The sequence below is a fragment of the Pseudomonas lalkuanensis genome (assembly GCF_008807375.1).
GTDB lineage: Bacteria > Pseudomonadota > Gammaproteobacteria > Pseudomonadales > Pseudomonadaceae > Metapseudomonas > Metapseudomonas lalkuanensis.
Genome location: NZ_CP043311.1, coordinates 2,312,305 through 2,338,064, shown reverse-complemented (window position 1 = coordinate 2,338,064; position 25,760 = coordinate 2,312,305). Strand labels below are relative to the sequence as shown.

The window sequence follows — 25,760 nt, the reverse complement described above, 5'->3', positions numbered from 1 at the left end:
TAATTCAGGGAGCCGCCCCTATGCGAATAACCAGGATCCTCGCCCAATCAACGCTGGCCCTGGGCGTCTCGCTCATCGGCCTCGGCAATGCCAGTGCCGAGCTGCCGGCCGATCAAGGCATCGGCCAGACCACCTTGCCCTTCCCACCGGAACCGCACCGCGCGTACATCGTCGACGTGGAGTTCGAGAGTTTCGTCGCCGGCCGCGTGACCGTGGTCGACCCCGAGAAGAAGAAAATGCTCGGCATGGTGCCCACCGGCTTCGCCGCGCCCTCTACCCTGAGCCGCGACGGCAAGACGCTGTTCACCGCCGACCTGTTCTACTCCCGTGGTACCCGCGGCACCCGCACCGACGTGCTGACCGCCTGGGACACCAGCACCCTGTCCCCCTCCTATGAAGTGCTGATCCCCACCAAGCGCGCCGAGGCCCTGACCCAGCGCTACGCCCTGGGCACCAGCACCGATGACCGCTTCGTCTACGTCTACAACTTCACCCCGTCCACCTCGGTGACCGTGGTCGACGTGAAGGCCAAGGCCGTAGCTGGCGAAATCGCCATCCCCGGTTGCGTGCTGAACTACCCGGTGGGCAAACGTTCCTTCGCCTCCCTGTGCGGCGACGGCAGCGTGCAACTGGTAACGCTGAACGACGAAGGCAAGGAAATCTCCCGTACCCACACCGCCTTCTTCGACCCCAACGCCGAAAAGCTGGTGGAACGCGCCTACGCCGTGGGCGACATCTACTACTTCGTCACCACCACCGGCACCGTGCGTGGCGTGGACTTCTCCGGCAAGCAGCCGAAGGTTCTCGAAGCCTGGGAACTGGTGACCGACGCCGCCGAGAAGAAGGCTGGCTGGGCGCCTGGCGGCTGGCAGCTGATCACCGTCGCGCCGAAGCTGAATCGTCTGTACGTGCTGATGCATGACGCCCATGAGGCGATGAAATGGGAAGACCCGAGCCCGATCGTCTGGGTCTACGACCTCAAGACCCACAAGCGCATCGGCACCCTGGAAGCGCCGAACCCGATCTGGAGCCTGCACGCCACCAGCGACGACAACCCCCTGCTGCTGGGCACCAACATCGCCGGCGGCCTGGAAGTATTCGACCTGAAGAGCGGCAAGCACACCGGCACCATGGAACGGATCCAGAAGACCGCGACCCAGGTCCTCAGCCACTGACGAGGTGCAGCCATGCAACTTGATCCCATATTCATCATCGCCGCCGCCCTCGCGGTCGCGGTGATCCTGGCCAGCGCGGCGACCCACAAGCTGCGTGCGCCAGCGCGCTTCGCCAACCAGGTGGAGGATTACCAGTTGCTGCCGCGCGGCCTGGTGCGCCCGGTGGCGCGGCTCGTGCCCTTCATCGAAGTGGCCTTGGCCTTCGCCCTGCTGGTGCCCGCCAGCCGTCACGCTGCAGCACTGGCCGCCGCCGCGCTGCTGGCCGGCTACGCCGGGGCCATCGCCATCAACCTGTGGCGCGGCCGCCGCGACATCGACTGCGGTTGCGCAGGCCCTGAACAGGCCCAGCCGATCCGCCCGGTGCTGCTGGCGCGCAACGCCGTATTGGTGAGCCTGGCGCTGGTCGCCAGCATCGCCCCCCACAGCCGCGAGCTGGGTGCATTCGACATCTTCGTCGTGATCGCCTCCAGCGCCGCGACCCTGCTCCTGTATGCCGCTGCGGATGGCCTGATGGCCAACGCTCCCCGTCTGCTCAAACTCATTGGAAGGTGAATCATGGAAGCCCTTATCGTTTCCAACGTCCTGCTCTGGTGCCTCTTGATCGCCCTGGCCTTCGCCGTCATGGGCCTGGTGCGTCAGATTGGTGTACTCCACGGCCGCCTGGCCCCGGCCGGCGCGCTGATGGTCGACAAAGGCGTAGCCGTCAACGAACCCGCCCCGAAGGTCACCGCTGCCGACCGTAACGGCCGTCCGGTGAACTTCGGCTACGCCGGCGAGAAAGCCCAACTGCTGTTCTTCCTCTCGCCCACCTGCCCGATCTGCAAATCCCTGCTGCCGGCCATCAAGTCCATCGCCAAGGACCAGGCCGACCGTCTCGACGTGATCTACGTCAGCGACGGCGACATGGACGCCCAGCAAGCACTGATCGCCGAGCACAAGCTGGAAGACGCCACCTACGTGGTCGGCCCGGAAGTGGGCATGACCTACCAGATCGGCAAGCTCCCCTACGCTGCACTGATCGACAAGGCCGGCGTGCTGCGCTCCAAGGGCCTGGTGAACTCCCGCGAGCACCTGGACAGCCTGTTCGAGGCCGAGCACCTGGGCAGCGCGACCCTGCAGCAGTACCTGCACAACCACTCGCATTCCCATGGCGCACACAACCACTAACAAGGAAGGGAGCACCCAATGAAACTGCTAGACCGTCTGTTCGAACGCTCCACGCGCCACGTCGCCGACACCACTTCGCGGCGCAACTTCCTCGGTCGCATCGGCTCGCTGATGGTGGCCGGCGCCGCCCTGCCGGTGCTGCTGCCGATCGACCGCACCGGCAAGGCCCTGGCCGCCGAAGCCCCGAAAGCTGGTGATCCGGGTGATCCCAACAGCTGCGACTACTGGCGCTACTGCTCCGTCGACGGCTTCCTGTGCAGCTGCTGCGGCGGCTCGGTAACCTCCTGCCCACCCGGCACCGAGGCCTCCCAGGTGACCTGGATCGGCACTTGCCGCAACCCGGCCGACAACAAGGACTACATCATTTCCTACAACGACTGCTGTGGTAAGCACAGCTGCGCCCAGTGCGCCTGTACCCGCAACGACAGCGAGGAACCGGCGTACCGTCCGTTCAACAACAACGACGTCAACTGGTGCCTGGCGGCCAAGTCGCACATCTACCACTGCACCGTTTCCATCATCCGCGGCGTCGCGATCTGACCCGCCGGAGGGCTGCCATGCGTTACCTGCTGATTGCCGGACTGATGTGCGCCATGGCGGCCCCGCTGGCCATGGCCCGCGCCATTCCGGACCCGAACCAGAAGCACGCTCCGGGCAACGAAGCGCCGCAAAAGCCCATCTCGCAGGCTGGCTACAGCACCCCGGTGAACTACCAGCTGCAATGCGCTGGCTGCCACCTGGGCGACGGTACCGGCTCCAGGGCCAACGACACGCCGAAGATGAAAGGCTTCGTCGGCAACTTCCTCAAGGTGGAAGGCGGTCGTGAGTTCCTCGTGCGCGTGCCGGGCATGTCCCAGTCGGCGCTGAACAACGCCCAGCTGGCCGACCTGATCAACTGGATGATGCGCAAGGACGGTATTGCCGGCAGCAGCGCGCCGGACGACTACAAGCCCTACACCGAGGAAGAAGTCGCCAAGATCCGCAGCGTCACCCTGCTCAACCTGCCGGACACCCGCGCCGGCCTGATCAAGCAGATGCGCGAAAAAGGCATCACCATCGACGATGGAATGGACGACGCCTACTGAGTTTTAAGCTGGACGGCTTGTGGCCCGCCTTTGTGGCGGGCTTTTTTTTGCGTGCGCGAAACATGCGGCACGGCGAGGGGCGCCAAGACAGGTTCCGTCAACGCCTCCGGCAGCGAAAGGCCGGTCAGGCGCTCAGGAAGTCGCGCCACGACCAGGTAACCAACAGTGGAATATCGCCATTGGGTTCCGGGCGCATAACGCAATCTGGAGGCCTCTAGCCGATTCGACATCTCCTCGCGTATCACCACGAGCATCGCCTCTTTTACCGGCGGCTTCTGCTGGAAGGCTCACTGACGGGGACCGTCTCGATATCATCCTCCGGAGCTGGGAACGAGTAGAGTTCGGACCGGGAAAGCACCGGCCAGTGTGGTGACCTTTCACCAGGCCTTCGTGGATCACGGGGAGTCCGCGGCTCAACCGGCTTGTCGCTGTGGCTTGAGATGTTCATGGCTCTCTCGACGACGCCCGTAACTTTACGGGCTGGTTCAGCAAGCATGCCCGGGCACATGACAGCCGTCAGTTCGCTACAACACTCATGCCCTGCAAAGCACCGGGCTCAGGACGTGGGCCTTGGTGCGGCAGCGGTTGGTCATTCTGTGGTGCCCGCGCCGCTTCGTTTGCCTTCTCGGCACGCTGCAGCAGCAATTGACCGGGTGTCCTGATGAGTGGCCATCTCCTCGGAAGGGGTTTGCGAAGCTTGCGGCGCAGGTTGGGACCCATGTGAGTGTGCATATCCCCCTCGGGGATGAGGGCACTGCGATATGCAGTGCATCCTGTGCAGCATGGCAGGTTCGCATGGGCCAGTTCGGTGCGTCAGCCCACAGATGGCTAAGTGTGCCAACGCACCGACTGCGAGCTGCGCCCCTGACACCCTGCTTGCAGCACACATTCCCGGGTGCCCTGCAAGGAACCGCCATGACAGACGAAGCCGATAGCCACACTGCAGACACTTCTGACAGCACTGCGCAGAAACCGGACAGTCTCACGCGGAGTCAACGAACACGCGCCCTCTATCACTTCCTCAGCAAAGTCGACACGATCATCAAGAAAAGATGCGCGCTACTGCTGGAACGACAGACCAGGGACAAGGCCGTCAGCGGTGCGCCTCAACGACAAGAAACGCAGGAGCCCCCGTCCTTCGACCACTCTGTCACCCCTCGCTGCGATGATGAACTCACCGGCCGTGACCCTGCCGAGACTCCCAAGCGCTGATCCTCTGAACGTAGTTCGGTTCTCACCAGCGACTGTCTGCCGTTTCCTGTCACTAACCATGAACTCTTGCAGCCCTAAGCGCGATGGCGCACCGACCGATTGCTTGCTCGCTGCCATGCTGTCTTCGATGAGTGCTCGCCAGTCCGCGAGCAACGCCATCCAATGACCAAGGCCAAACCATGAGCAGAGTGCTTGCAGACATTATCAAGAGCAAATGGCGAGAGCTGGTGGGTACCGCCAGGATCGTCTGGGATGAACTGACCGTAGCCGAACTGATCAGCTCTGAAGGAGATGCGCAGAAGCTGGCGAACCTGATCCAGGAACGCTACGAGATGACCCATGAGGAGGCTGAAAAACAAGTCATCAGCTTTTTCGAAAGAAGCCGCACCCTGTAACTGCGAATACAGCCTGGGTCAGGCCCAGTAAGGGAGAGCCCCATGATTAGTGCATACTTCGTCGTTTCGAGAAGCTCCGGTAACATCATCCGGATCACCCGGCGCGAGAGCCCTCCAGACGATACCGCCACCGTCTTCAATGTGCCCATTTCGACTTCCAGCCAGAAGCGCTACGACAGCCTGTACGCCAATGGCGAGGACCTGATCAGCCTGCAAAGCGTCACCTGGCTGGCCAGGGCCAACAACGCAAAGCTCCAGAATTCGTGCCGGATAGACTGAACCGCGAATTCCTCCCCTCTCTGCCTTGCCTGTATCCATGCTGACGTCCTGCCCATTTGCGCGGGCAGACAGGCGTCGCTACCCGCGAAGTGAGCCACCCGCGCCCGGAAGTCCGCCGTCCTGCTGCACTCGCCCTGCGGCCCACTCAGGCAGAAACGGCCGGCCTTGCCTGGACTGGCCACCCACCTAGAGCTGAAGCCGCTGGCTAGCGCCTGATCGACGCCGCATAGGGCAGAAGACGGTCCGTCTCCTTCTTGACCACGGCATAGCACTCGCAACTCAGCTCCTCGAGCCTGGGACGGTCAAGCACCGTAATGTGTCCGCGGTTGTATTCGATCACGCCGAGCTTCTGCAATTTGCCAGCGGCATCGGTGACCCCCTCACGGCGTACTCCGAGCATGTTGGCAATCAGCTCCTGGGTCATTTTCAGATGGTTGCCCGGCAGGCGATCCAGCGACAGCAACAGCCAACGACACAACTGCTGGTCGATCGAATGGTGCCGGTTGCAAACCGCGGTTTGCGCCATCTGCGTGATCAGCGCCTGGGTATAACGCAGCAACAGCTGCAGCAGTTCACCATGGCGATTGACCTCGGCGGTCAACCGCACCCCTTGCAACCGGTAGGCGTGGCCGGCGCTCTGTACTATGGCTCGGCTGGGTGTACTTTCGCCGCCCATGAACACTGCCAGGCCGATAAGCCCTTCATTACCGACCACCGAGATTTCCGCCGAAGCGCCGTTCTCCATCACATAGAGCAGGGAAACGATTGAGTCGGTGGGGAAATAGACGTGTCGCAAGGTGTCCCCCGACTCGTACAGAACCTTGCCAAGGGGCATCGGCACCAGTTCGAGCTGCGGGATCAGGCGCTGCTGGACCTCCTCGGGCAAGGCGGCCAGCAAGTAATTATGCAAGGGCGAGGGCGTATCGGGCATGAGTGCCACCCGTGGACGAGACGGCCTGGAAAAGGCCTCCCTCTAGTAACGATAGGCCACCGGAGCCGCTAGTCTCCAATCGCCGGAAAGGCAGTTCGATCGATGTCACTCGTGCTGGTGCAGGACGCCTGAGTACCCATTTCCTCACCGGTCCAGAGCCCTGGCCCTTGAAGCGGCTGGCTAGCGGTAACCCTTGGTCCGGTTTACCAATAAAGGCAAGCAATTGCGCGTCAGTGGGTAGATAGTCGAATTCTAACCATCATCACGCTCAGGCCGAGGACATCATGAAACGAGACTTCCCCGGGCACGTCGCATGGAGCCAGGCACAGATGAATGGTGACCATGCCCTGGCATTCGTCGCGGTCAAACCACGCAGCCAGGATACAGAACTGCACTTTCACCTGGTCTATGACGGCATCACCTTTGCTCGCCACTCGGAAGCGGTCACCGCGGCCGAACGTGCGCTGAGCAAGATCCTGGGCTTCGACGCTCGCGATGCGCCGGTGTTCAGTTCGCCGGAGTGCTGATCGACGACAGCGCCCACCACGGGTGCCGCAGCAGGGACAACATGACCGAACCTGACGCTCTCCCGCGACCTATCCATCGCATCCACATGAACCGGACCATGCCGGGTGCCACGCTTGTGGAATTGGCGATCTGGATCGACCAACGCGGCTCTCCGGACACCTCAGATCCGGCCCGCCGGCACCTGACAACCTTGGAGGCCGACGCCGATTTCATCAGCGAGGCCATTGTGGACCTTATGGCTGACCCATAGCTGCCGAGGCCACGCTTCCACAGCCCGCCCGTGCGGGCTTTTTTATGATCGGAGTCAATGGCAGGCCCGGCGCGAGGCCGTCGCATCAATAGCGAAGTTCGCTTGAGCGGACGCTCTTCACACCACGCACGTTCTGCGCCAGTTCGATCGCCAAGTCTCGCTCGACACCACTGGCGACGAGACCACTCAGGGTAACGATGCCGCCGTTGGTGCTCACAGAGATAGCGGAACCGCTGATGTTGTTCGACGACATTAAAGTGGACTTCACCCTGGTCGTGATCCAGCTATCGGCGACATCATCCCGCGCCTGCTCCATGGCACCCTTGGCGCCCTCGACAGGCGCCGGCTTCAAGGCATCGACCACGAGTTGATTGTCCACCACCAACACACCGTCGGTGTTCGAGGCCAGGCGACCCGCAATCTCCTTGTCCGCCTGGCTATCGGCATTGCCGGTCAGCGTTACCCTGCCCGAGCGGGTCCTGACGCTCGTGGTCATGCCATTGGCCTGTTTGCTCCACCGCAGCTTCGACCTGATCGCGGCGGTGATCACGGCATCGTCGACCATGGTCCCGTAGCTCCGGTCCCTACCCGGCTTCGGCTCCGGCGGGACGTAGTCGGACTTGACCACTATCTGGTTGTCCACCGAGTCGACTCCGCTGACAGCCAGCGCGATGTCTGTGGCCAGTTCCTTGTGGACCTCATCCGCGACGGTGCCGCTCAGGGTGGCCTTTCCGTTTCTTACCAATACCTTGAGATCGTTGGCCCGCAGATCGGGACTCAATGCATAAGTCGTCCAGACCTGGGTTTCCTGGCGAGTGTCGGTGTAGCTCTGCAACTCCGCGGCGGTCACCTTGCCCAGCGCCACGGCGATGCTGACTGCGAGGATCAGCTTGCGGAATTGTGCGTGCATCTGGTTTCACCATTCGGCAAAGGGACTCAAACGAATCGGGAACCCGGTACGACTGGTCAGCTGGATTCGGCCGCCTACTCATATTGAAGGCAAAGGTCAGTCGTAGGGCCTGCACTGTCGCAGCCAGCAAAACTCCGTGTCGGTGCGCTATCGCGCTTACCTGCCGAGAATCACTGCTCCGCATACCTGAACCAGATGATGGCAATCCATCGCGCCATATATGCACGCGCCGCCGGAGGTCGCCGCGAGCATCAGGAGATTGATTGACCTCATCATGGATGGCAGCGCAATCATCAGATGAGCCTGCTGTGGCGTCGTCCCGTACGGGTCTTGATCACACGCTGCCACAGGGGGTTATCGTGGTAGGTGGGTAGTTCAAGGCTGATCCAATGATCATCCGGCGTGTGCCATTTCAGGCCACCTTCCTTCAGTTTCAGGTCGCGCTTGACCTGCCAGATCACCTTCGCGGCCATCGCCGGGTTGGACAGTGCCTCGGCATCGATGACCTTGCTAATGGCGCATGCTTCCAATCGCATTAGCGTCATCAGCACCCTCCTGTCGGGGCGTGACGTCAACGACACCGCGTAGCCTGGGAAAGCATCCGATAAAAGAACTGAAGTGAGATTCATCTGTCCCCCTTGCGCCCGAGCAGGGCGCCCGTGGAGAGAAGCCTGAGCGTGCTACCCCCGGATGAGCGGGAATGCTCAAACCTTCCCCGGAGACGCCCGATCCAATTGCCAGCTATCGCCACATTGGCCCGCCCCGATGCCCCATCGCCCGGAGAGCGGCAACAGTTCGAGGGCTTCTGGCAGGGCTGATCCGTTCGCCAGTGCTCAACTGCGGTGAGCACGGCACTGCGCATTCGGCCAGATTGAACTCACTCCTGGAATGTCTCTGTACGCTACCGAACGGAGCACTCGCGGAAGGCAGCGCACTGGACATTGACTGATCGACCATTCTCTGTGCGCTGACGCACAGACAGACCGTCCGATGGCCAACACAGTCATATCTCCGGTTTCCACAATCTAAGGCGAGCCGGGCATCTGAAGGGCATCGCGTCTCTCGATGCCGAGGGAGCGCACGCATGAACAAAGTCCAGTTCAAGGAAAAGGTCGATCAGTGGGCCTGTCAGCTCAAACATGCTGCGGACAGGCTTTTCGGCAGCCAACGACCGGAAAAAGAAGGTAAGGCACAACAGGCCGCTGGAGACATCCAGGCGGGAATTGGAGACCTGAAGGACGACAACAGGAAAGAGCCTTGACCTGGCTTCTCGCGTGGTCCCCACTCGAGAACTGCCATCGCCCCGAACCGAGGCACACCAGAGAAAGGGGAACGCTTACCCCATTGCGACTGGAGGCAGCCATGACCCGTCCTGTAAACGACGCCAAAAACGAAGACCATGAAGTCGGGCTGGCGACTCGAAGAGGACCTGAACTCATGGCCACGGACGGACTCATCGGTAAAGATGTCTATAACCTCGACGGCGATGACCTCGGGGTAATCAGGGAAATCATGCTGGATATACGCAGCGGCCGAGTCCTCTACGCAGTGCTGTTCTGCACGACGTTCTTCAGCCTTGGCGAAAGGCTCTATGCCGTACCCTGGAGAGCGTTGACGCTGGATACCAGGCTCGGGCGCTTCATGCTCGATGTTGAAAGGAGTCGACTGAAGGAGGCACCGGGGTTCGACAAGAACCACTGGCCCGACATGGCCGACCAGCGCTGGCAAAGGGAGGTCAATCGTTTTTATGGCAGCACCGGTTGGGCGTGAACGAAATGTGCCCTCGCGAAGGGGGCCTTTCCTGGCACGAGTTACTGCGCCTCACGCGCGCCGCCCCCGCCTGTTTCGGAAAACGACCAGCGCAATCGCCAGGAACAGGAGGACATGGATGAGCCCGCCCAGGTAATAGGACGTGACCACTCCCAATGCCCACGAGGCCAGCAATACGATCACGAGAGTTTCGAACATCCGGGGCCTCCTTCGGCACTGCGGCAATGACCTGACGGCTTACAGGTTGCATCCGGTCTGAACGACCGGTCTGTACGGCATCGCACTGAAGGGAACCTGTTCGCCCGTTTCATCCAGACCCTGGCCCCCCCCCTGAAAGTCGCATTGATCGGCGGTGAAGGACTGCTACGGCAAGATGCATGGCCGGGCAGCTCCTCCTTGCGCCCCCCCGACGAGCCGCGAATACCAGAACATGAGACCACCGACGGCATCGACTGCATTCCTCAGTCCGCACTCAGGGTCATGAGGATGTCGGCGTACCAGGTGCAATTGAGTCCCAGCGCTTCGTCTTGCACAAGGTCGCGATTACCCAGATCGAGGCGCGCCGAATGGACGCCGAGCAAGATCCAGGGCAGATCCACCGAGTTCCTGCAATCATTCGGCATCCGCATCACCACCGGCGCGCCGCTTGTGCCGCGGTGCGTGCGCGCGTCGGTGAGGAAATAGCCCTGCCCCTGGAAACGCAGGCCGAACGAAGAGGCAACAATGGCATGCCGCACCACCGGCATGTGATGCAGGTGGTCGTGGAAACCCAGGGGAAATCCCACCACCAACAGGGCGGTGCCGACCTCGATCAGGTCGCTGGGAGCCTGCAGGTGCCCTGGTGTGAAAGCGTGGTAAACCACCGCACTCGGCAATGCCGCACGCTCCAGTTCGATCAGCGCGACGTCGACGCCACCCGCCGTATCCCGCCCTTGGCGCCATAGGCTCTTGCCGTCACGATACAGCGGCACGGAAAAACCACAGGAACGCGCCATGTTGTGCCGATCGGTGTGCAGCTCGATTTCGAGCCGATCAGGGAAATGCCGGCCCGACGCATCCACCATCACATGCCGGCTGGTGACCAGGAACAGGCGCTCGTCACGCGCGAAAAAGAAACCGCTGGCATTGGTCAGCAGGCGTGGCCCTGCATAGGTACAAATGCGCACGGTGCTCAGCAGCAGTGGCTCGATTACCGACATTGCGCAGGCTCCATCAACTCGCGTCCCGGCAACCCTGACCAGCGGTGCCCTTCCGCGACTTGACCATTGATCGATAGGGTCCGTGTGGCACGGGAAACTAGTGCGTCTCTCACAAGCATCCGCCTAGTCGAGGCGGTTGACTACGACTAACAGCTTCAGTCAGTCGACAAATGGACGGGAGTGAGCGTCCGGAGCCTGGTCTGTCCCGGACCGCTGGGCAAGCGGCTCAGGTGTGCATGCTGCGGCAGAGACACGATATGAGGCGAGGTGGAAAAATGGCATGACTCCAGTGCACATGATGGATGTCGCTGGCAGCGTGTCATGGTGTGCTATCGGTCGATCGTTGTCAGGCGTCACAGGGCGGCTTTTGGCAGGAGGCTGCCGGCCTCCCAATGGCAGCAACCGGCTGGGCAGATGTCCCGGGGCCGGGACAGGCCACTAGCGACGGCATCGGCCACCTTCGGGTGGCCTTTTTGCATTGGCGGTTAATACTTCTCTGCAGAGGTGGGCGTGTTGCAAATGACGCGCACCGCGCGGAGGTGTGAGGTGAACAAGCTATCAATTGTGGGTGTCGGCATGGTGGGTGAGGCGGCGGCTCAGATCATCGCCCGGGAAGAGTTCTGTCGTGAGCTGATGATGATTGATGTGCAGGGTGAATTGGCACAGGGCAAGGCGCTGGATGTCTGGCAGGCGGCAGTTGAGTCAGGTTCTGACACCCGGGTTCAGGGCGGGTCCAATGCCGAATTGCTCCAGGATTCCGACCTGGTGGTGATTACGGCAGGTGTGCCCCGCAAGCCTGGTCAGTCGCGTCAGGATGTATTGAGCATCAATCTGCCAATTCTCGACGGCATCATGCGGGACATTAATCATCATGCTCCGGCAGCGACGGTGTTGGTGGTGTCGAACCCGGTCGATGTGCTGACCTATCGGGCCTGGTCCCTCAGTGGACTGGGACGCGACAAGGTGTTCGGGCAGGCGGGGGTGCTGGATACAGCGCGCATGAAGTGTTTCATTGCCGAGGAGACAGGGTTTTCTGCTCGGGATATCACGGCGCTGGTGCTGGGAGGGCATGGCGATAGCATGGTGCCGCTGATGCGCTACTGTGCGGTCGGTTCGGTGCCGCTGTCTCACTTCCTGTCCAGTCAGCAGATTGAGCGGATTGTGGAGCGCACACGTCAGGGTGGCGGCGAGATTCTGGGCTTGAAGAAGCTGGGGAGCGCCTGCGATGCGCCGGGCGTGGCAATCGCACAGATGGTGGATGCTATCGCCAATGGGCGAAACCGCATTTTGCCGACGGTCGCGATTCTCGAGGGCGAGTACGGGCGAACAGGTATTGCCATGGGCGTCCCCTGTGTGCTGGCAGAGGAGGGGCTTGTGCGGGTGATCGAGTTGCCTCTGGATGCGCAGGAGCAGGCGATGTTCGACCACTCTGCAGATCAGGTGGCACGTGATATTGCTGAAATGAATGCTTTGTGAGCAGGGGTAAATGAGGGTAATGGGGACAATGTCCTCGCTACGCTAAAAGTCCGCTTGGCTCCCATGAGGAAGCGGACGCCATCAACTGGGCGTTGTGGGCGGCTTCTTCGCGACTGAAGTCGCTCTCACAACAGACGGGGGAATTGTGGCGACTGCGTTGCCCCACGCAAATGATTTCGCCCCCACAAGGAAAAGGGAGGCGTTGCGACACGGCTCGGTCATGTGTGCGGAAAGTGGATAGAACGGGTTCGTCCCTGCGAACGAAACTATCCCCGCGGCCTTGCAGCGGCATGCTGCTGGCACGCTCTCATTCCGAAACCATGAACCTTCCGAGGCTTGTATGACCACCCCCGCCGAGCAACTGGAGCAACGGCTGAAACAACAAAAAATCACCGAAGTCGAATGCCTGGTCAGCGACCTGACCGGCATCGCCCGCGGGAAGATTTCCCCAACCAACAAGTTCCTCGGCGAAGGCGGCATGCGACTCCCGGAAAGCGTCCTGCTGCAAACGGTCACCGGCGATTTCGTCGACGACGACGTCTACTACGACCTGCTGGACGAAGCCGACATCGACATGTTCTGCCGCCCCGACCCCGACGCGATCTTCCTCGTGCCCTGGGCGCTGGAACCGACCGCCATGGTCTTCCACGACACTTTCGACAGGTACGGCAATCCGATCGAGCTGTCGCCGCGCAACGTGCTCAAGCGCGTCCTGAAACTGTATGCGGACAAGGGTTGGAGGCCGGTCGTGGCGCCGGAGATGGAGTTCTACCTGACCAAGCGCAGCAGCGACCCGGACTTCCCCCTCGAAGCTCCCGTGGGCCGATCGGGACGCCCGGAGAGCGGTCGCCAGAGTTTCTCCATCGATGCCACCAACGAGTTCGACCCGCTGTTCGAGGATGTCTACGACTGGTGCGAAGCGCAGGGGCTGGACCTGGACACGCTGATCCATGAGGACGGCCCGGCGCAGATGGAGATCAACTTCCGTCACGGCGACGCACTGAGCCTGGCCGACCAGATCACCGTGTTCAAGCGCACCATGCGCGAGGCCGCACTCAAGCATGACGTGAGCGCGACCTTCATGGCCAAGCCCATCACCGATGAACCGGGCAGTGCGATGCACATTCACCAGAGCGTCCTGGATGTCGCCACCGGCAAGAACATCTTCGCCAACGCGGATGGCTCCAAGAGCGAACTGTTCCTCCACTTCATCGGCGGCCTGCAGAAGTACATTCCGAAGGTGCTGCCGATGTTCGCGCCGAACGTGAACTCCTTCCGTCGCTTCCTGCCGGACACCTCGGCTCCGGTGAACGTCGAGTGGGGAGAGGAAAACCGCACCGTGGGGCTGCGTGTTCCGCCCTCCTCGCCCGAGGCGATGCGGGTGGAGAACCGCCTGCCCGGCGCAGACGCCAACCCCTACCTCGCGCTGGCCGCCAGCCTGCTCTGCGGGTACCTGGGCATGGTCGAGAAGGTTGCCCCCAGCACCCCGGTGCAAGGGCGTGGCTACGAGCGACGCAACCTGCGCCTGCCGATCACCATCGAGGACGCGCTGGCCCAGATGGAGGACTGCGACGTGCTCGGGGAGTACCTGGGCCGCAAGTTCGTGCAGGGCTACGTTGCCGTGAAGCGCACCGAACACGAGAACTACAAGCGGGTGATCAGTTCCTGGGAACGCGAGTTCCTGCTGCTGAGCGTCTAGCCCGGCGCCTTAGCGCCATCACAACAAAAATACGGGAGTCGATATGAGACTGCTGCGCTACCTTGCGCCCTTTGCCCTGGCCACGATGGCCCAGGCCGCCCACGCTGAGCCGACGATCAGCGTCTACAACTGGACCGACTACATTGCACCCGACACCCTGGGTGAGTTCCAGAAAACCACCGGCATCAAGCCGATCTATGACGTCTTCGACTCCAACGAAACCCTGGAAGGCAAGCTGCTCGCGGGCCGTTCGGGTTACGACGTGGTGGTGCCGTCCAACCACTTCCTCACCCGCCAGGTGCAGGCCGGGGTCTTCCTCGAACTCGACCGCAGCAAGCTGCCGAACTGGAAGCACCTGGACCCGAAGCTGCTCAAGCTGCTGGAGCAGAACGACCCGGGTAACCGCCATTCGGTGCCGTATCTGTGGGGCACCAACGGCATCGGCTACAACGTCGCGAAGGTCAAGCAGGTGCTGGGGATCGACCGCATCGACTCCTGGTCGGTGTTGTTCGAGCCGGAGAACATCGAGAAGCTGCATGCGTGCGGCGTCGCCTTCATGGACTCCCCCGACGAGATGATCCCCTCGGTGCTCAACTACCTGGGCCTGGACCCCAACAGCACCAACCCGGCCGACTACCCGAAGGCCGAGGCCAAGCTCGCGGCGGTGCGCCCCTACGTCACCTACTTCCACTCCTCGAAGTACATCTCGGACCTGGCCAACGGCGACATCTGCGTGGCCTTCGGCTACTCCGGCGACGTGTTCCAGGCAGCGGCGCGGGCCAAGGAAGCCGGGAACGGCATCGAGATCGCCTACAGCATTCCCAAGGAAGGCGCGAACCTGTGGTTCGACCTGATGGCCATCCCGTCGGATGCGAAGAACCCGGAGCAGGCGCTGACGTTCATCAACTACATCCTGGAGCCCAAGGTGATCGCCGGCATCAGCGAGTACGTCGGCTACCCCAGCGCCAACGCCGACGCCAAGGCGCTGCTCGACCCGGAGATGCAGAACAACCCCGAGGTCTATCCGAGCCAGGCCGTGCTCGACAAGCTGTACATCGCCAAGGCGCCGCCGCCCAGGATCATGCGCCTGATGACCCGCAGCTGGAGCAAGATCAAGTTCAACCAATGAATCGAGAACGAGCCATGACTCACACCGAGGAGCATGCTGCGTCCTACTACGCCGCAACCGCCCGAGACAAACAGCTGTATCCCTCGCTCGCGGGGGACGTTCGCGCGGACGTTTGCGTCGTCGGCGGTGGGCTCACAGGCGTCAACACTGCACTGGAGCTGGCCCAGCGTGGACACTCCGTGGTGTTGCTGGAAGCGCGCCGCATAGGCTGGGGCGCCAGCGGACGCAACGGTGGCCAACTGATACGTGGCATCGGCCACGATGTCAGTGGCTTCGCCAAGTACGTGGGCGAGGAAGGGGTCCGCTACCTGGAGCGCGCGGGCCTCGACTCGGTGACCCTGGTCGCGGAGCGCATCCGCGACCTGAACATCGATTGCGACCTGCGCTGGGGCTTCTGCGAGCTGGCCAACACCCCCGCCCAGTTCGCCGCCATGGCCGAAGAGCAGGAGGAACTGAATGCGCTGGGCTATCCGCACCAGACCCGTCTGATAGGCCCCGGCCAGATGCGTGAGGTGGTGGCCAGCGATTGCTACGCCGGTGGACTGGTCGACATGGGCTCAGGTCACTTGCATCCGCTGGACCTGGTCAAGGGCGAAGCCCGCGCCGCCCAGGCCTTCGGCGCACAGATCTTCGAGCAGAGCCCGGTGCTGCGCATCGAGCACGGCAAGACCGCGATCGTCCACTGTGCGCAGGGACGCGTGCTGGCGGATAACCTGGTGCTCGGCTGCAATGCGCACCTGGACGATCTGGAACCCAGGCTGACCGGCAAAGTGCTGCCCGCCGGCAGCTATGTGGTCGCAACCGAGCCGTTGTCCGAAGAACTGGCGGCGCAGCTGATCCCGCAGAACCTGGCGCTGTGCGACCAGAAGGTGGGGCTGGACTACTACCGCCTGACCGCCGATCGGCGCCTGCTCTTCGGAGGCGCCTGCCATTACTCCGGCCGGGACCCGAAGGACATCGGCGCCTACATGCGGCCGAAGGTGCTCAAGGTATTCCCGCAGCTCGCGCGGGTGCGGATCGAGTACCAGTGGGGCGGCATGATCGGGATCACCGCCAATCGCTTCCCGCAGGTAGGACGGCTCAAGGCGCATCCGAACGTGTTCTTCGCCCAGGGCTATTCCGGCCACGGACTGAACGTGACGCACTGGTCGGCCAAGCTGCTGGCGGAGGCCATCCATAGCGGTCAAAGCAAGGGGCTGGACCTGTTCAGCGCGGTGCCGCATCTCACCTTCCCCGGCGGCAAGCTGCTGCGCTCCCCGCTGCTGGCGCTAGGCATGGCGTGGTATCGGGTGCGGGAGTTGCTGGGCTGACAAATCGGCCCTTGCAGGATGGGTGGAGCCTGGGCGATACCCATCCTGCGGCGATCTCGATGGATGGGTATCGCTTCGCTCCACACCCTCCTACGGTCCACGCCAAGGCTGCATCTGCAGCAGCGGACCGCGTCCGCGATCAGGTCCGGCCGCCCTGCTTGACGGTGGTCTTGGGGTACTCGCCGAAGAGCGCGTGGTAGGACTGGGAGAAGCGGCCCAGGTGCCAGAACGACCATTTCATGGCCACCTCGGCCACGGTCGTGCCCGACTCGGCGGCCCCCAGCAAGTCGCGGCGAGCCGCGTTCAGGCGACGGTTTCTGAGCCAGACGATGGGCGGGAGGCCGGCGTAACGCAGGAAGGATTGCTGCAGGCTGCGCGGCGAAACACCGGCTTTCGCGGCCAGCTCGGTCATCCCGAAGTGCTCTTCGGGACAATCGTTCACCACTTCCTTGACCCGCTGCACGACACGTTTGGCCTGGACCATGGAGCGCGAGCGATGCACATCGCCAAGCGGAGCCTCGCAGAGCAGGGAGAAACAGTCGGATACGATGGTCTGCGCGACACCGGGAGCATCCATAGGGTGGTGGCCGCCGGACGCGCCGGTGAGCATGTTGCTGAGCGAGGCCGCGACCGACCTGCAGTTGTCGGATCGAAGCGGCGTCAGCACCAGGTCAGCGAATCCATCGAGCGATTGGCCCCACTGCCCCGCCTGTTTGATCACCACCGCCACCTCGCGGTAGTTCTCCGGCGTGACCCAGGCGTTGCGGGTCTCGCCATCGAGCAGGTAAAGGGTGTTTTCCGACATGTCGAAGCTGAAGACCAGGGCGCCGGGCGGAGCATGGAACTCCTGCTCAACGCGAAGGTTCATCTGCTCCTCATAGAGCTCGATCCCCTCGACCTCGGCGTGCAGGATCCGCCCCGAGAATCGCCCAGCAGACATCTGCGTGTATTGCTGTTCCCAACCAGGAATGGCTATCCGCTGCTGGTCTACTTCCTGTGCCTCGACAACCCTGATCACCATACCCGGGCCTGCTGGTTTCTTAGGCCCGGAAGGCTATCAACCGCCATGAGTCACGTGCAAGTCGGGAAGCGCGTGGCCAGTTATCGATAAGAAGGGATAACCATCGGCCGATAGTCCGCATGGCTTTCCTGCTTACCCATCCCGGGTCTCTGCATCAGTGCGTTGGAGGGGCAACTGCGTTGCCCTTGCGAATGAGTTCGCCCCAACAGGTTCCGAGTCAGCCGCTTGCCGAAGCCTCAGTTGACTGGCTCAGGAGCACCGGAAAGCACAACCCGGTTGCGCCCGGCACTCTTGGCCCTGTAGAGGGCCGAGTCGGCTTCGATCAGCAGGCGCTCGATACTCAACCCGTTGCCATTCTCGACCACCACAAGACCGATGCTCATGGTGACCGGGATCGACCTGTGGTTTGGCAGGCCGACCGTGGAATCCGCCACTGTGTGCCGTATGCGCTCGGCCACGGCGATGAGTTCTTCGGCGGAACGGTCCGGAATCAGGATCGCGAATTCCTCCCCACCCAGGCGGCCCAGCAAATCACTGCTGCGCAGGCAACGCTGGATGCGCCCGGCGACCGCTATCAACACGGCGTCACCGGCGGAGTGGCCGTGGGTGTCGTTGATCTCCTTGAAGTGGTCCAGGTCGATCATCATCACCCCGACGGAAGATGAGGCGGCGTTCAGTTGCTCCTGGGCCCTGTCGAGGAAATCCAGGCGGTTGCTCACCCCGGTCAGGCCATCCCGCGCCGCCATCTGTTTGAGGGTGACCAGCAGCTTGTTATTACTCTGCATCACGCTGGACAGCATGATCGGACCGGGGACGATCAGGAACACGCCAAGCCGGAGGGAGATGAGCAGCGACTCATCGTACGGGAGGGAGTGGGAAAAGCTGATCAGCATCCAGGCGCTGGCCATCAGGGTGAGGAGCGCGGTGACGAATACCGAGTAGGTCACCGCGCACCACAGCAGCGCGGGTACCGGAAATGCGATGGCGCCAGGACCGCCGATGACGATGGCCCCCATGCAGGAGACGAACAGCCCGAATACCGGAAGCATGCCGCGCCAGCGGATCGGTGCGGCGCTGTTGATTACTATCCTGCGGGCCCGCGCAGCGGGTTCGGGCATGCTCAGGATGACGGGCAGAATACCGATGTAGTTGGCGAACTCGGTGACGGACCAGAAGATGAAACCGATCAGCACACCGCCGTCGAACAGCAACGGATTGGCGACCGCCCCCACCAGGCCTGATGCCGCAGCGCCACAGGCGCAGGCGATGGCGAGCTGAAGTACCGACATCGGCTGACGGATACCGATCGCCCCCTTGGACAGGCGCTTGTAGACCGTATAGGTCGCCGCCACGCCCATGAGGTTCGCGACGGTGAGGATGCCCGCCTTGAACAACCCGGAACCGGTCAGCAGGTCCGCGGCGAGAAAGGCCAGCGTCGAAAGGAGCCAGCCAAGCGGGCTCACCGAGGCGGGCACCCTGAGCATGAAGCCGGCCATGGTGGCGTTGGCCAGCCAGAGCGAGGCGAGATGGTTTTCCGGACGGCTGAGGATGCCCAACAGGCATCCGACGAATACGAGCACCGCGAGTGTCAGGGGGGCGCCCAGCTTTCCTTGGTAAACGTGCCAGATACTGCGTTCGTTCTTCTGGTCTTCACTCATGGCATTTCCCGGAAACTGCCGACTACTCCAACACTTAGCGCGACTGATGGTCGTAGTGTCAATTTACAATCAGTGAAGACCGACGGGCTGCACTCTGCCACCCCCAGCGGAATACGGACCGTTCTGCTGGTTCCCGGGGGCAACGTTGTTGCCCTTGGCAGAAAACCTTCAGGGGCGGTAGCCCTGGGACAGGAGCCAGCCCTGGACCGTGCGGCGCTGCGGCTCGGGCAACGCAGCCAGGGCCTGGTTCAGCTCCCCTCGTTTGAGCGCGGTGATGATGGGCGCGAGTTCGATGCCTTGCAGGTGCCAGATACCCAGGGGCTGGTCGGCCGTGACAACCACCTCCACTTCTTCGATCAGCTCGCCGTGGATCACCGGTGCGCGCGCTACCCTCACCTGGCTGAAGTCCGCCGGGGCGTGCATGGGGTCGGCATCCGGCCAGGTGCGGCGGTCGCACCAGAAGGGTTGCTCGGGCCAGCGCTGTTCCAGGGCATAGAAATCCCGGCCAGTGCGGGCGAAGCGCAGAAAGAGGTGCTCTACCCGGCGCTGGTGGAATTGTCGGGCCAACTCAGCTCGATCTGGGCGTTGCAGCATTGTGTTGATTACGGCGGGCGCCTGTAACGCAGAGGACAGGGACTGGAAGATGCCGTTGCCGGAGAGCGGGTCCACCGCCATCGCCGCATCCCCGACCCGCAGCCAGCTCGGGCCGCTGGCTTCATGGAAGAGGATCGCCGTGCTGCTGCGGGCATGGAGGCTGGCGGGTTGCAGTGCGGCGTCGCCGAACAGTTCGCGCACCAGCGCGGATTCAGCGCGACGCCGGGCACAGTAATCCGGCAATTGATCCTTGGGCGGAAGGCCACCGGCATCCTGGGTGATCTGCCAATAGCAGCGGCCATCGGCCAGGCGCGCCATCCAGGCCCAGCCGTCGGGCAGGCTCTCGACTGCGGAGCCGGGATGGCCCGGTGCTTCCTGCCACTGGTTGAGCAGGCTGAGGGTTTCCGGCCCGCGCAGTCGCCCCCCGGCGAGCGGTGCCGAACGGCCTCGGGCCTCGACGAGGAAATCAGCGCGCAGCGGCTCGCGGGAGTCGAGCTGGATCAGGTGGCCGGCGTCGCTGCCTTCCACCTTGAGCACGCGGGCTTCCAGTACTTCGATTCCGGCCTCGCGCAGGTCTTCGCGGATGGCCGCGTCGAACCGGGGGCGGTCCAGCAGGCATTCCTGGTTGATGGACTGGCCGTCGCCATTCCACAACACGCGTCGGGGAGACGGCGCAGCCGCGCAGGCCAGGGCACGGTGGAGGCCGGCCTGGCGCAGGCCGTCCAGCACCCGCTGGGACACGCCTTCCACCGCTGCGAAACGCCGCCATTCACTGACCACCCGCACGGGGTAGCCAAGCCGCTTCAGTCCCAGGGCCACGCCCGCACCGGCCGGACCGGCGCCGAGCACGACGATGTCAGTCATGGCCACGGCGCTCCGGGCCGATGAAGGCTGCACCGTCCCGCAGCCAGCGGAGCACCGCCTCGCGGCTTGCGCCGGGCTGTGACTGCAGGTAGCCCGCGATGATCCCCGAGAGTGCCGCGCAGCCCACGCTGGAGCCGGCCACGCCATTGGCGGCGGCGACATGGGCGCCGAAGTCGGCCTGGGGGCTGTTCAGCCAGGACCATTGCCCCGGCGCGCAGCGGGCGTCGCCGGTGATGCGGATCACGCCTGGGTAAGCGGCTGGGTATACCGGCTCGCCCTGAGCCGGACTGGAAGCGCAAAGCAGGATGCCGGAGGCCTGGGCCAGTACGCAGGCCTCGCGCAGTACCGGGCGGTCATTGCGCAGGCCCAGGCTCATGTTCACCAGCGCAACGTCCTGCTCGACCAGCCAGTGCAAGGCGGCGGCGATCTGCAGCGGGCTGGTTTGCCAGCGGTCGCCGAAGACCTGGGCGACGCAGAGGCGGACCGGGCCGCTCTCGCGGGTCAGGGTGTCCAGCACCACGCTTCCGTGGCCAAGGGCGTCGAGTTGGGTGTCACCCTCCTGCAATTCACCCGCGTCCAGCCAGAAGCGTCTGGCCAGCGCAACCTGATCGCCCTGCCCAGGTGCAAAGCCGCTGTCGATGATGCCGATGGCGAGCTCAATGGCCATGGCTCACCTGCTCCGGTTCCAGGCGTTTCAATTGCCCATGCTCCAGGCGGAAGGCGATGTCGGCCTGTGCCAGGGTGGATGGCCGATGGCTGATCAGGATGCGGGTGCGGCCGAAGAAAAGTTGGTCGATGGCGGCGATCACCTCGCGCTCGGTGGCTTCGTCCACTGCCGAGGTGGCTTCGTCCAGCACAAGGATGAGCGGGTCCTGCAGCAAGGCGCGGGCAATGGCGATGCGCTGTCTCTGGCCGCCGGAAAGCTGCTGGCCGCGCTCGCCCAGGGGACTGTCCAGGCCCATTGGCAGGGATTCGATCAGGCTGTCCAGCCGGGCCAGGCGAGCGACTTGCTCCAGGGACTCGCGACTGGCATCCGGGGCGCTGTAGGCAAGATTCTCGGCCAGGGTGCCACGGAACAGGACGATGTCCTGGCTGACCACGGCGATGCGCCGGCGCAGGGCGAACAGGTCCAGCTCGCGCAGGTCGGCGCCGTCCAGCAGCACACGGCCCTGGTCCGGGTCATAGAAGCGTTGCAGCAAGTCGATGAGGGTCGACTTGCCGACGCCGGAGGCGCCACTGATGGCCACCTTGAGGCCGGCGGGGATCACCGTATCCACTCCGCGCAGTATGGCGCCGGCACGCTGTTCATGGGCGAAGTGCACGCCCTCGAGGCGCAGCTCTCCCCTGCCCTCCGGCATGGGTTTGGGCGACTCGGGCTGACGTACCGGCACGGGTTCCTGCTGCAGCTCCATCACCCGGCCGAGGCTGACGGTCATCCGCTGCAGGGCGACGTAGAGGCCGAGCAGGCTCTGCACCGGGCCCACGGCCATGCCGAGGTAGGTGGAAAAGGCGATCAGCGCACCCAGTTGCCAGGTGCCCTGGATGACCCAGTAACCGCCGATGAGAAAGGCACAGGCACGGGACAGGGAGGTGAGCGTGCCGGGCACGGCGTGGGTGAAGAATTCGGTGACCTGCACCCGCAGCAATTGGCTCATGTAGCCCTGCCCCAGACCTTCCAGGCGTCGCGACTCGCGCTTCTGCTGGCCGGCGGCCTGGATGAATTTCATCGCCGGCAGGGTTTCCACCAGGAAGGACGACACATCCGCCGACCGCTCGCGCAGGCTGCGCACCTCCCGCTCCACCTTGCGTCGCATCCAGCGCAGCCAGAGCACTTCGATGGGGATCAGCAGCGCCAGCAACAGAGACAGTTGCCAGGACAACAGCAGCATGAGGGCCACGGCGCCGAGCAGGCCGATGACGCTGGAAACGGCGGAGAACAGCGAATCCACGGCAAAGCGTTGGATCTCCGCCACGTCGCCATCCAGCCGGGACAGGATGTCGCCGAGGCGCTTGCGGCCGTAGAAGGCCGGTGAGAGTTGCTGCAGGTGGCGATAGAGGTCGTCTCGCAGGGCGAAAAGGATGCGCCCGGAAAGCCGCGTGTGCAGGTAGCGGTTGATACCGGACAGGACGGTGCCGAGGATGCCGACGGCGATCATCGCGATGGCCACCTGCACCAGCTTGCTGAAGTCCCTGGCCAACAGGCCGTCGTCGATCAGGGTCTTGGTCAGCCAGGGCTGGGCCAGCACCAACAGGGATGCGCCGAGGGACAGGCCGAGTAGCACCAGGATGGCGCGCAGCTGCGGGCGGACGAAGCTGTACAGCCAGGCAAGGGCTCGGCACAGGAGGTCGGGGTCGCTGGTTTCCACCAGTTTGAGGAAGAGGCGGGTCATGGAATGCAGGATTTTCGGCTAGCTGATGTGGCAGCGAATTCATTCGCGAAGGACTGCAACGCAGTCCCCGGTCCACCTGCGGGGCCTATGGACCGAATCGCGAATGAATTCGCTACCACAAGGGTTGTGACTACATGGGAGCTCCAACAGCCCCTCATCCCCTGAGTTGCTTCAACTTGCGATACAGCGTCGCGCGGCTGATGCCCAGGGAGTCGGCGGCGGCCGAGACGTTGCCCTGGTGGCGGTCCAGCGCGCCGCGGATCAGTTCCAGTTCGTTCTCGCGGATGCTGCCCGGCTGGCGGCAACTGGCGGTCAGGTCGTCCAGCAGGCTGTCGGTGAGATGGTCAAGGCCGAGCACCGTCTCACCCTCTTCGCGCATGGCCAGGGCCGAGCGCAGGACCATTTCCAGCTGACGGATGTTGCCCGGCCAGTCGTAGCCGGCCAGCAGCTCGCTGAGGTCTTTGTCGAGACTGACGTTGGTAGCGCCGAACTTGTGCAGCACGCTGCCGATCATCCCGGCCAGGTCGTCCCGCTCGCGCAGGGCCGGCAGGCGCAGGCTGACGCCGTTGATGCGGTAGTAGAGGTCTTCGCGGAAGTGCTTGTCCTGCACCAGGCGCTTGAGGTCGCGGTGGGTGGCGCAGATCACCGCCACATCGATGTCCTGCTCTTCGCCGGCCCCCAGCGGCGCCACCCTGCGCTCCTGCAGCACACGCAGCAGGCGTGCCTGGAGGCTGAGCGGCATGTCGCCGATCTCGTCGAGGAACAGGGTGCCGCCGTGGGCCTGCATCAGCCGGCCGACCATGCCGCCCCGACGCGAACCGGTGAAGGCGCCTTCGCGATAGCCAAAGAGTTCGGATTCGATCAGGCCCTCGGGAATGGCGGCGCAGTTCACCGCCACGAAGGGCTTGTCGGCACGCGGGCTGGACTGATGCAGCGCGCGGGCCACCACTTCCTTGCCGGTGCCGGTCTCGCCCAGCAGCAGCACCGGCAGCTCATTGGCCAGCCCCTGGCGGGCCATGCGCAGGGCGCGGGCGAAACGGCTGTCGCGGCCGGCCAGCTCTTCGAGTACCTGGGATTTCTGCGCGTTGGGCGCCTTGGCAGTCGGTGCAGTGCCGCCGATGCTGGTATGGCGCGGCACCTGCAGGGCGCGGAAGAAGAATTCGCCCTTGGCGGTCTGCACGCTGCTCACGCCGCCCTGCAGCAGGCGCGCGATGAACTGCGGCGAGCGCTCGCCGATCAGGTCGCTGGAACGCCGTCCCACCAGGGATTCACGGCGTATCTGCAACAGGTCGCAGGCGCGTTCGTTGGCGGCCAGTACCTCGCCATCAAGGCTCAGCGCCAGCAGGCCGTGCCAGGCGCTGCCGAGGTATTGCGGGCGACTGTGGAAGGCCAGCACCAGATGGTCGGGATAGCAGAGGCCGAACATGCGGCTTTCGATGTTGCCGGCCGCCAGCATCAGGGTGGAGAGGTTGTCCTGGGGTTGGGCCATGACACCTTCGCGGGTCAGGTCGAGCACGCCCACGACGCGGCCCTGCGGGTCACGCAGCGGTACCGAGGTACAGGAAAAGGGGCTGAGGCGGTCGAGGTAATGCTCGCCGCAGTTGATCAGCGTCGGGCGCCCTTCCACCACCGCGGTGCCGATGGCGTTGGTGCCGCGCAGGGATTCGCTCCAGCAACTGCCAGGCTTGAGGTCGCGCAGGCCGAAGGTCTTGAGGAATTCGGTCTGGCCTTCGATAGCCAGGACGTTGGCCTGGGCGTCGCCGAGAATGATCAGCCCGCCCTTGCCCTGCTGGCTGACCAGGTATTCGAGCTCCGGTGTCGCGGCGTCGATCAGCAGGCGGTTGCTGTCCAGCAGCAGTTGCAGGTCATGGCCCTGCTCCAGCCCCACCTGGTCGCCTTCCAGGCAGTTGAGGCCGTGGCCCAGGCTGCGTCGCCATGAGGCATCGATCTCTTCGCGCAGCACGCCCTGGGGCAGTTCGCCCTCGCTGGCCAGCCTCAGGCGGAACTCCCGCGACTCTTGCAATGGATCGGCAGCGGTTTTTATTCGAATGTCTTGCGCCATCTCTCGCTCCAGCGTGCGCCCCGGCATGGGCCGGCGGACAAGTCGCACGCCTTGAATGTCTACACCCCCGGCCCGCGTCCGTAAAGAGCGGGCCCTTTCCCCTGCAAGGAGCAGGTATCAAGCCATTCCGGCCATCGCCAGCCTTTGCGGTGCGTAGTTGACAGTCAGGTTGGCACAGGTTTACGTTAACGTAAAGGTAAACACAGAGACGGCCCCTTCCATGTCCATCACCTACAGCATTTCCGACCTGGCCCGCGAACTGGACGTCACCACCCGCGCCATCCGCTTCTACGAGGAGCAGGGCATGCTCAGCCCCGAGCGCAAGGGCCAGGAACGCATCTACAGCCCGAAGGACCTGGTGGCGCTGAAGCTCATCCTGCGCGGCAAGCGCATCGGCTTCTCGCTGGCCGAATGCAAGGAGCTGATCGACCTCTACGACCCCAGCAGCGGCAATCGCAAGCAGCTGGAAACCTTCATGGGCAAGATCGCCGCGCGCCGCGCGCAGCTTGAACAGCAGTTGCTGGATATCCGGCAGATGCAACTGGAACTGGATACGGCCGAGGAACGCTGCCTGGCGGCTCTGGCCGAAACCGAACGCAAACAGGGCGTCAACGCCTGACCCCTCCCCCACTCACCGACAATGACAAGCACAGGTG

At 63.6% G+C, this 25,760-nt stretch carries 29 protein-coding genes; 17 read left to right on the top strand and 12 right to left on the bottom strand.

Annotated features, from left to right (window positions below):
* Positions 1-20 precede the first annotated feature (20 nt).
* From FXN65_RS11145 to FXN65_RS11125, 5 genes are read left to right on the top strand one after another with little or no spacing between them, the layout of a single operon-like run.
* The gene (locus FXN65_RS11145) at positions 21-1,175 is read left to right on the top strand and encodes an amine dehydrogenase large subunit (RefSeq protein ID WP_151133260.1); all 1,155 of its coding nucleotides are present in this window, start codon (positions 21-23) and stop codon (positions 1,173-1,175) included.
* Positions 1,176-1,187: 12 nt separating this feature from the next.
* Entirely contained in the window at positions 1,188-1,727 is a 540-nt protein-coding gene (locus FXN65_RS11140) for a MauE/DoxX family redox-associated membrane protein (RefSeq protein ID WP_151133259.1), read from the top strand.
* Between the two features lie 3 nt (positions 1,728-1,730).
* The gene (gene mauD / locus FXN65_RS11135) at positions 1,731-2,342 is read left to right on the top strand and encodes a methylamine dehydrogenase accessory protein MauD (protein WP_151133258.1); all 612 of its coding nucleotides are present in this window, start codon (positions 1,731-1,733) and stop codon (positions 2,340-2,342) included.
* 18 nt (positions 2,343-2,360) lie between these two features.
* On the top strand, positions 2,361-2,882 hold the full coding sequence (locus tag FXN65_RS11130; protein ID WP_151133257.1) for a methylamine dehydrogenase light chain: 522 nt from the start codon (positions 2,361-2,363) through the stop codon (positions 2,880-2,882).
* A gap of 17 nt (positions 2,883-2,899) precedes the next feature.
* Positions 2,900-3,427 carry a cytochrome C gene (locus tag FXN65_RS11125; protein WP_151133256.1) on the top strand — a complete coding sequence of 176 codons (528 nt, stop codon included), beginning with the start codon at positions 2,900-2,902 and terminating at the stop codon, positions 3,425-3,427.
* Here FXN65_RS11125 and FXN65_RS28180 read toward each other — a convergent pair.
* Positions 3,421-3,657 carry a serine hydrolase gene (locus FXN65_RS28180; RefSeq protein ID WP_342212759.1) on the bottom strand — a complete coding sequence of 79 codons (237 nt, stop codon included), beginning with the start codon at positions 3,655-3,657 and terminating at the stop codon, positions 3,421-3,423. The two genes, FXN65_RS11125 and FXN65_RS28180, sit on opposite strands and share 7 nt — an antisense overlap.
* A gap of 685 nt (positions 3,658-4,342) precedes the next feature.
* Here FXN65_RS28180 and FXN65_RS11115 point away from each other — a divergent pair.
* From FXN65_RS11115 to FXN65_RS11105, 3 genes are all read left to right on the top strand, one after another.
* Positions 4,343-4,639, top strand: a complete 297-nt coding sequence (locus FXN65_RS11115; RefSeq protein ID WP_151133254.1) for a hypothetical protein — start codon at positions 4,343-4,345, stop codon at positions 4,637-4,639.
* A 179-nt stretch (positions 4,640-4,818) separates the two neighbouring features.
* A complete protein-coding gene (locus FXN65_RS11110; RefSeq protein WP_212632331.1) occupies positions 4,819-5,034 on the top strand; it encodes a CsbD family protein in 216 nt (71 codons plus the stop codon).
* A gap of 42 nt (positions 5,035-5,076) precedes the next feature.
* Entirely contained in the window at positions 5,077-5,313 is a 237-nt protein-coding gene (locus FXN65_RS11105) for a hypothetical protein (protein ID WP_151133253.1), read from the top strand.
* A gap of 205 nt (positions 5,314-5,518) precedes the next feature.
* On the opposite strand, the gene FXN65_RS11100 is transcribed toward FXN65_RS11105, so the two are convergent.
* Positions 5,519-6,244 carry a Crp/Fnr family transcriptional regulator gene (locus tag FXN65_RS11100; protein ID WP_151133252.1) on the bottom strand — a complete coding sequence of 242 codons (726 nt, stop codon included), beginning with the start codon at positions 6,242-6,244 and terminating at the stop codon, positions 5,519-5,521.
* Between the two features lie 284 nt (positions 6,245-6,528).
* Here FXN65_RS11100 and FXN65_RS11095 point away from each other — a divergent pair, with 284 nt between their 5' ends.
* The gene (locus FXN65_RS11095) at positions 6,529-6,771 is read left to right on the top strand and encodes a hypothetical protein (protein ID WP_151133251.1); all 243 of its coding nucleotides are present in this window, start codon (positions 6,529-6,531) and stop codon (positions 6,769-6,771) included.
* A 41-nt stretch (positions 6,772-6,812) separates the two neighbouring features.
* The gene (locus FXN65_RS11090) at positions 6,813-7,022 is read left to right on the top strand and encodes a hypothetical protein (RefSeq protein ID WP_151133250.1); all 210 of its coding nucleotides are present in this window, start codon (positions 6,813-6,815) and stop codon (positions 7,020-7,022) included.
* Between the two features lie 85 nt (positions 7,023-7,107).
* On the opposite strand, the gene FXN65_RS11085 is transcribed toward FXN65_RS11090, so the two are convergent.
* On the bottom strand, positions 7,108-7,932 hold the full coding sequence (locus tag FXN65_RS11085) for a BON domain-containing protein (protein WP_151133249.1): 825 nt from the start codon (positions 7,930-7,932) through the stop codon (positions 7,108-7,110).
* 293 nt (positions 7,933-8,225) lie between these two features.
* Positions 8,226-8,561, bottom strand: coding sequence for a DUF3509 domain-containing protein (locus FXN65_RS11080; RefSeq protein WP_151133248.1), 336 nt, complete (start codon positions 8,559-8,561; stop codon positions 8,226-8,228).
* A 455-nt stretch (positions 8,562-9,016) separates the two neighbouring features.
* On the opposite strand from FXN65_RS11080, the gene FXN65_RS11075 reads away from it, so the two are divergent.
* Both FXN65_RS11075 and FXN65_RS11070 read left to right on the top strand, forming a co-directional pair.
* Positions 9,017-9,193: a CsbD family protein gene (locus tag FXN65_RS11075; RefSeq protein ID WP_151133247.1), complete on the top strand. Its 177-nt coding sequence runs from the start codon at positions 9,017-9,019 to the stop codon at positions 9,191-9,193.
* Positions 9,194-9,294: 101 nt separating this feature from the next.
* Complete coding sequence (locus FXN65_RS11070; protein WP_151133246.1) at positions 9,295-9,702, top strand: PRC-barrel domain-containing protein; 408 nt, start codon at positions 9,295-9,297, stop codon at positions 9,700-9,702.
* A 51-nt stretch (positions 9,703-9,753) separates the two neighbouring features.
* Here FXN65_RS11070 and FXN65_RS11065 read toward each other — a convergent pair whose 3' ends face one another.
* On the bottom strand, positions 9,754-9,900 hold the full coding sequence (locus FXN65_RS11065; RefSeq protein ID WP_151133245.1) for a lmo0937 family membrane protein: 147 nt from the start codon (positions 9,898-9,900) through the stop codon (positions 9,754-9,756).
* Between the two features lie 263 nt (positions 9,901-10,163).
* Positions 10,164-10,901 carry a S1 family peptidase gene (locus tag FXN65_RS11060; RefSeq protein ID WP_151133244.1) on the bottom strand — a complete coding sequence of 246 codons (738 nt, stop codon included), beginning with the start codon at positions 10,899-10,901 and terminating at the stop codon, positions 10,164-10,166.
* 546 nt (positions 10,902-11,447) lie between these two features.
* Between FXN65_RS11060 and FXN65_RS11055 the strand changes: the two genes are divergently transcribed.
* The 4 genes from FXN65_RS11055 to FXN65_RS11040 all read left to right on the top strand — a co-directional run bounded on the left by FXN65_RS11055 (position 11,448) and on the right by FXN65_RS11040 (position 16,515).
* Positions 11,448-12,377, top strand: coding sequence for a malate dehydrogenase (locus FXN65_RS11055; protein ID WP_151133243.1), 930 nt, complete (start codon positions 11,448-11,450; stop codon positions 12,375-12,377).
* Positions 12,378-12,717: 340 nt separating this feature from the next.
* Positions 12,718-14,076 (top strand): glutamine synthetase family protein, encoded by a 1,359-nt coding sequence (locus FXN65_RS11050; RefSeq protein ID WP_151133242.1) that lies wholly within the window; start codon positions 12,718-12,720, stop codon positions 14,074-14,076.
* Positions 14,077-14,119: 43 nt separating this feature from the next.
* Positions 14,120-15,205 (top strand): polyamine ABC transporter substrate-binding protein, encoded by a 1,086-nt coding sequence (locus FXN65_RS11045; RefSeq protein ID WP_151133241.1) that lies wholly within the window; start codon positions 14,120-14,122, stop codon positions 15,203-15,205.
* A 14-nt stretch (positions 15,206-15,219) separates the two neighbouring features.
* Complete coding sequence (locus tag FXN65_RS11040) at positions 15,220-16,515, top strand: NAD(P)/FAD-dependent oxidoreductase (protein ID WP_151133240.1); 1,296 nt, start codon at positions 15,220-15,222, stop codon at positions 16,513-16,515.
* Positions 16,516-16,654: 139 nt separating this feature from the next.
* On the opposite strand, the gene FXN65_RS11035 is transcribed toward FXN65_RS11040, so the two are convergent.
* The 6 genes from FXN65_RS11035 to FXN65_RS11010 form a co-directional block, all read right to left on the bottom strand.
* Complete coding sequence (locus tag FXN65_RS11035) at positions 16,655-17,383, bottom strand: helix-turn-helix domain-containing protein (RefSeq protein WP_394351290.1); 729 nt, start codon at positions 17,381-17,383, stop codon at positions 16,655-16,657.
* A gap of 389 nt (positions 17,384-17,772) precedes the next feature.
* Entirely contained in the window at positions 17,773-19,194 is a 1,422-nt protein-coding gene (locus tag FXN65_RS11030; protein ID WP_151133238.1) for a sensor domain-containing diguanylate cyclase, read from the bottom strand.
* Between the two features lie 168 nt (positions 19,195-19,362).
* Entirely contained in the window at positions 19,363-20,652 is a 1,290-nt protein-coding gene (gene qhpG / locus FXN65_RS11025; protein ID WP_151133237.1) for a flavin-dependent monooxygenase QhpG, read from the bottom strand.
* Positions 20,645-21,319 carry a subtilisin-like serine protease QhpE gene (gene qhpE / locus FXN65_RS11020; RefSeq protein ID WP_151133236.1) on the bottom strand — a complete coding sequence of 225 codons (675 nt, stop codon included), beginning with the start codon at positions 21,317-21,319 and terminating at the stop codon, positions 20,645-20,647. The genes qhpG and qhpE overlap by 8 nt, the downstream gene beginning before the upstream one ends.
* On the bottom strand, positions 21,309-23,042 hold the full coding sequence (locus tag FXN65_RS11015; RefSeq protein ID WP_151133235.1) for an ABC transporter ATP-binding protein: 1,734 nt from the start codon (positions 23,040-23,042) through the stop codon (positions 21,309-21,311). The genes qhpE and FXN65_RS11015 overlap by 11 nt, the downstream gene beginning before the upstream one ends.
* Before the next feature lie 154 nt (positions 23,043-23,196).
* A complete protein-coding gene (locus FXN65_RS11010; protein WP_151133234.1) occupies positions 23,197-25,104 on the bottom strand; it encodes a sigma-54-dependent Fis family transcriptional regulator in 1,908 nt (635 codons plus the stop codon).
* Between the two features lie 220 nt (positions 25,105-25,324).
* Between FXN65_RS11010 and FXN65_RS11005 the strand changes: the two genes are divergently transcribed.
* On the top strand, positions 25,325-25,723 hold the full coding sequence (locus FXN65_RS11005) for a MerR family transcriptional regulator (RefSeq protein ID WP_151133233.1): 399 nt from the start codon (positions 25,325-25,327) through the stop codon (positions 25,721-25,723).
* The last annotated feature ends 37 nt before the right edge of the window (positions 25,724-25,760 follow it).

What these genes read in the sequence shown, in the direction of transcription:
- FXN65_RS11145 (WP_151133260.1), top strand. Translation starts at nt 21, where the DNA reads ATGCGAATAACCAGGATCCTCGCCCAATCAACGCTGGCCCTGGGCGTC.
- FXN65_RS28180 (WP_342212759.1), bottom strand. Translation starts at nt 3,657, where the DNA reads ATGTCGAATCGGCTAGAGGCCTCCAGATTGCGTTATGCGCCCGGAACC.
- FXN65_RS11085 (WP_151133249.1), bottom strand. Translation starts at nt 7,932, where the DNA reads ATGCACGCACAATTCCGCAAGCTGATCCTCGCAGTCAGCATCGCCGTG.
- FXN65_RS11060 (WP_151133244.1), bottom strand. Translation starts at nt 10,901, where the DNA reads ATGTCGGTAATCGAGCCACTGCTGCTGAGCACCGTGCGCATTTGTACC.
- FXN65_RS11105 (WP_151133253.1), top strand. Translation starts at nt 5,077, where the DNA reads ATGATTAGTGCATACTTCGTCGTTTCGAGAAGCTCCGGTAACATCATC.
- FXN65_RS11050 (WP_151133242.1), top strand. Translation starts at nt 12,718, where the DNA reads ATGACCACCCCCGCCGAGCAACTGGAGCAACGGCTGAAACAACAAAAA.
- qhpE (WP_151133236.1), bottom strand. Translation starts at nt 21,319, where the DNA reads ATGGCCATTGAGCTCGCCATCGGCATCATCGACAGCGGCTTTGCACCT.
- FXN65_RS11130 (WP_151133257.1), top strand. Translation starts at nt 2,361, where the DNA reads ATGAAACTGCTAGACCGTCTGTTCGAACGCTCCACGCGCCACGTCGCC.
- FXN65_RS11110 (WP_212632331.1), top strand. Translation starts at nt 4,819, where the DNA reads ATGAGCAGAGTGCTTGCAGACATTATCAAGAGCAAATGGCGAGAGCTG.
- FXN65_RS11015 (WP_151133235.1), bottom strand. Translation starts at nt 23,042, where the DNA reads ATGACCCGCCTCTTCCTCAAACTGGTGGAAACCAGCGACCCCGACCTC.
- FXN65_RS11125 (WP_151133256.1), top strand. Translation starts at nt 2,900, where the DNA reads ATGCGTTACCTGCTGATTGCCGGACTGATGTGCGCCATGGCGGCCCCG.
- FXN65_RS11080 (WP_151133248.1), bottom strand. Translation starts at nt 8,561, where the DNA reads ATGAATCTCACTTCAGTTCTTTTATCGGATGCTTTCCCAGGCTACGCG.
- qhpG (WP_151133237.1), bottom strand. Translation starts at nt 20,652, where the DNA reads ATGACTGACATCGTCGTGCTCGGCGCCGGTCCGGCCGGTGCGGGCGTG.
- FXN65_RS11075 (WP_151133247.1), top strand. Translation starts at nt 9,017, where the DNA reads ATGAACAAAGTCCAGTTCAAGGAAAAGGTCGATCAGTGGGCCTGTCAG.
- FXN65_RS11040 (WP_151133240.1), top strand. Translation starts at nt 15,220, where the DNA reads ATGACTCACACCGAGGAGCATGCTGCGTCCTACTACGCCGCAACCGCC.
- FXN65_RS11030 (WP_151133238.1), bottom strand. Translation starts at nt 19,194, where the DNA reads ATGAGTGAAGACCAGAAGAACGAACGCAGTATCTGGCACGTTTACCAA.
- FXN65_RS11005 (WP_151133233.1), top strand. Translation starts at nt 25,325, where the DNA reads ATGTCCATCACCTACAGCATTTCCGACCTGGCCCGCGAACTGGACGTC.
- mauD (WP_151133258.1), top strand. Translation starts at nt 1,731, where the DNA reads ATGGAAGCCCTTATCGTTTCCAACGTCCTGCTCTGGTGCCTCTTGATC.
- FXN65_RS11095 (WP_151133251.1), top strand. Translation starts at nt 6,529, where the DNA reads ATGAAACGAGACTTCCCCGGGCACGTCGCATGGAGCCAGGCACAGATG.
- FXN65_RS11100 (WP_151133252.1), bottom strand. Translation starts at nt 6,244, where the DNA reads ATGCCCGATACGCCCTCGCCCTTGCATAATTACTTGCTGGCCGCCTTG.
- FXN65_RS11010 (WP_151133234.1), bottom strand. Translation starts at nt 25,104, where the DNA reads ATGGCGCAAGACATTCGAATAAAAACCGCTGCCGATCCATTGCAAGAG.
- FXN65_RS11070 (WP_151133246.1), top strand. Translation starts at nt 9,295, where the DNA reads ATGACCCGTCCTGTAAACGACGCCAAAAACGAAGACCATGAAGTCGGG.
- FXN65_RS11140 (WP_151133259.1), top strand. Translation starts at nt 1,188, where the DNA reads ATGCAACTTGATCCCATATTCATCATCGCCGCCGCCCTCGCGGTCGCG.
- FXN65_RS11115 (WP_151133254.1), top strand. Translation starts at nt 4,343, where the DNA reads ATGACAGACGAAGCCGATAGCCACACTGCAGACACTTCTGACAGCACT.
- FXN65_RS11090 (WP_151133250.1), top strand. Translation starts at nt 6,813, where the DNA reads ATGACCGAACCTGACGCTCTCCCGCGACCTATCCATCGCATCCACATG.
- FXN65_RS11065 (WP_151133245.1), bottom strand. Translation starts at nt 9,900, where the DNA reads ATGTTCGAAACTCTCGTGATCGTATTGCTGGCCTCGTGGGCATTGGGA.
- FXN65_RS11035 (WP_394351290.1), bottom strand. Translation starts at nt 17,383, where the DNA reads ATGAACCTTCGCGTTGAGCAGGAGTTCCATGCTCCGCCCGGCGCCCTG.
- FXN65_RS11045 (WP_151133241.1), top strand. Translation starts at nt 14,120, where the DNA reads ATGAGACTGCTGCGCTACCTTGCGCCCTTTGCCCTGGCCACGATGGCC.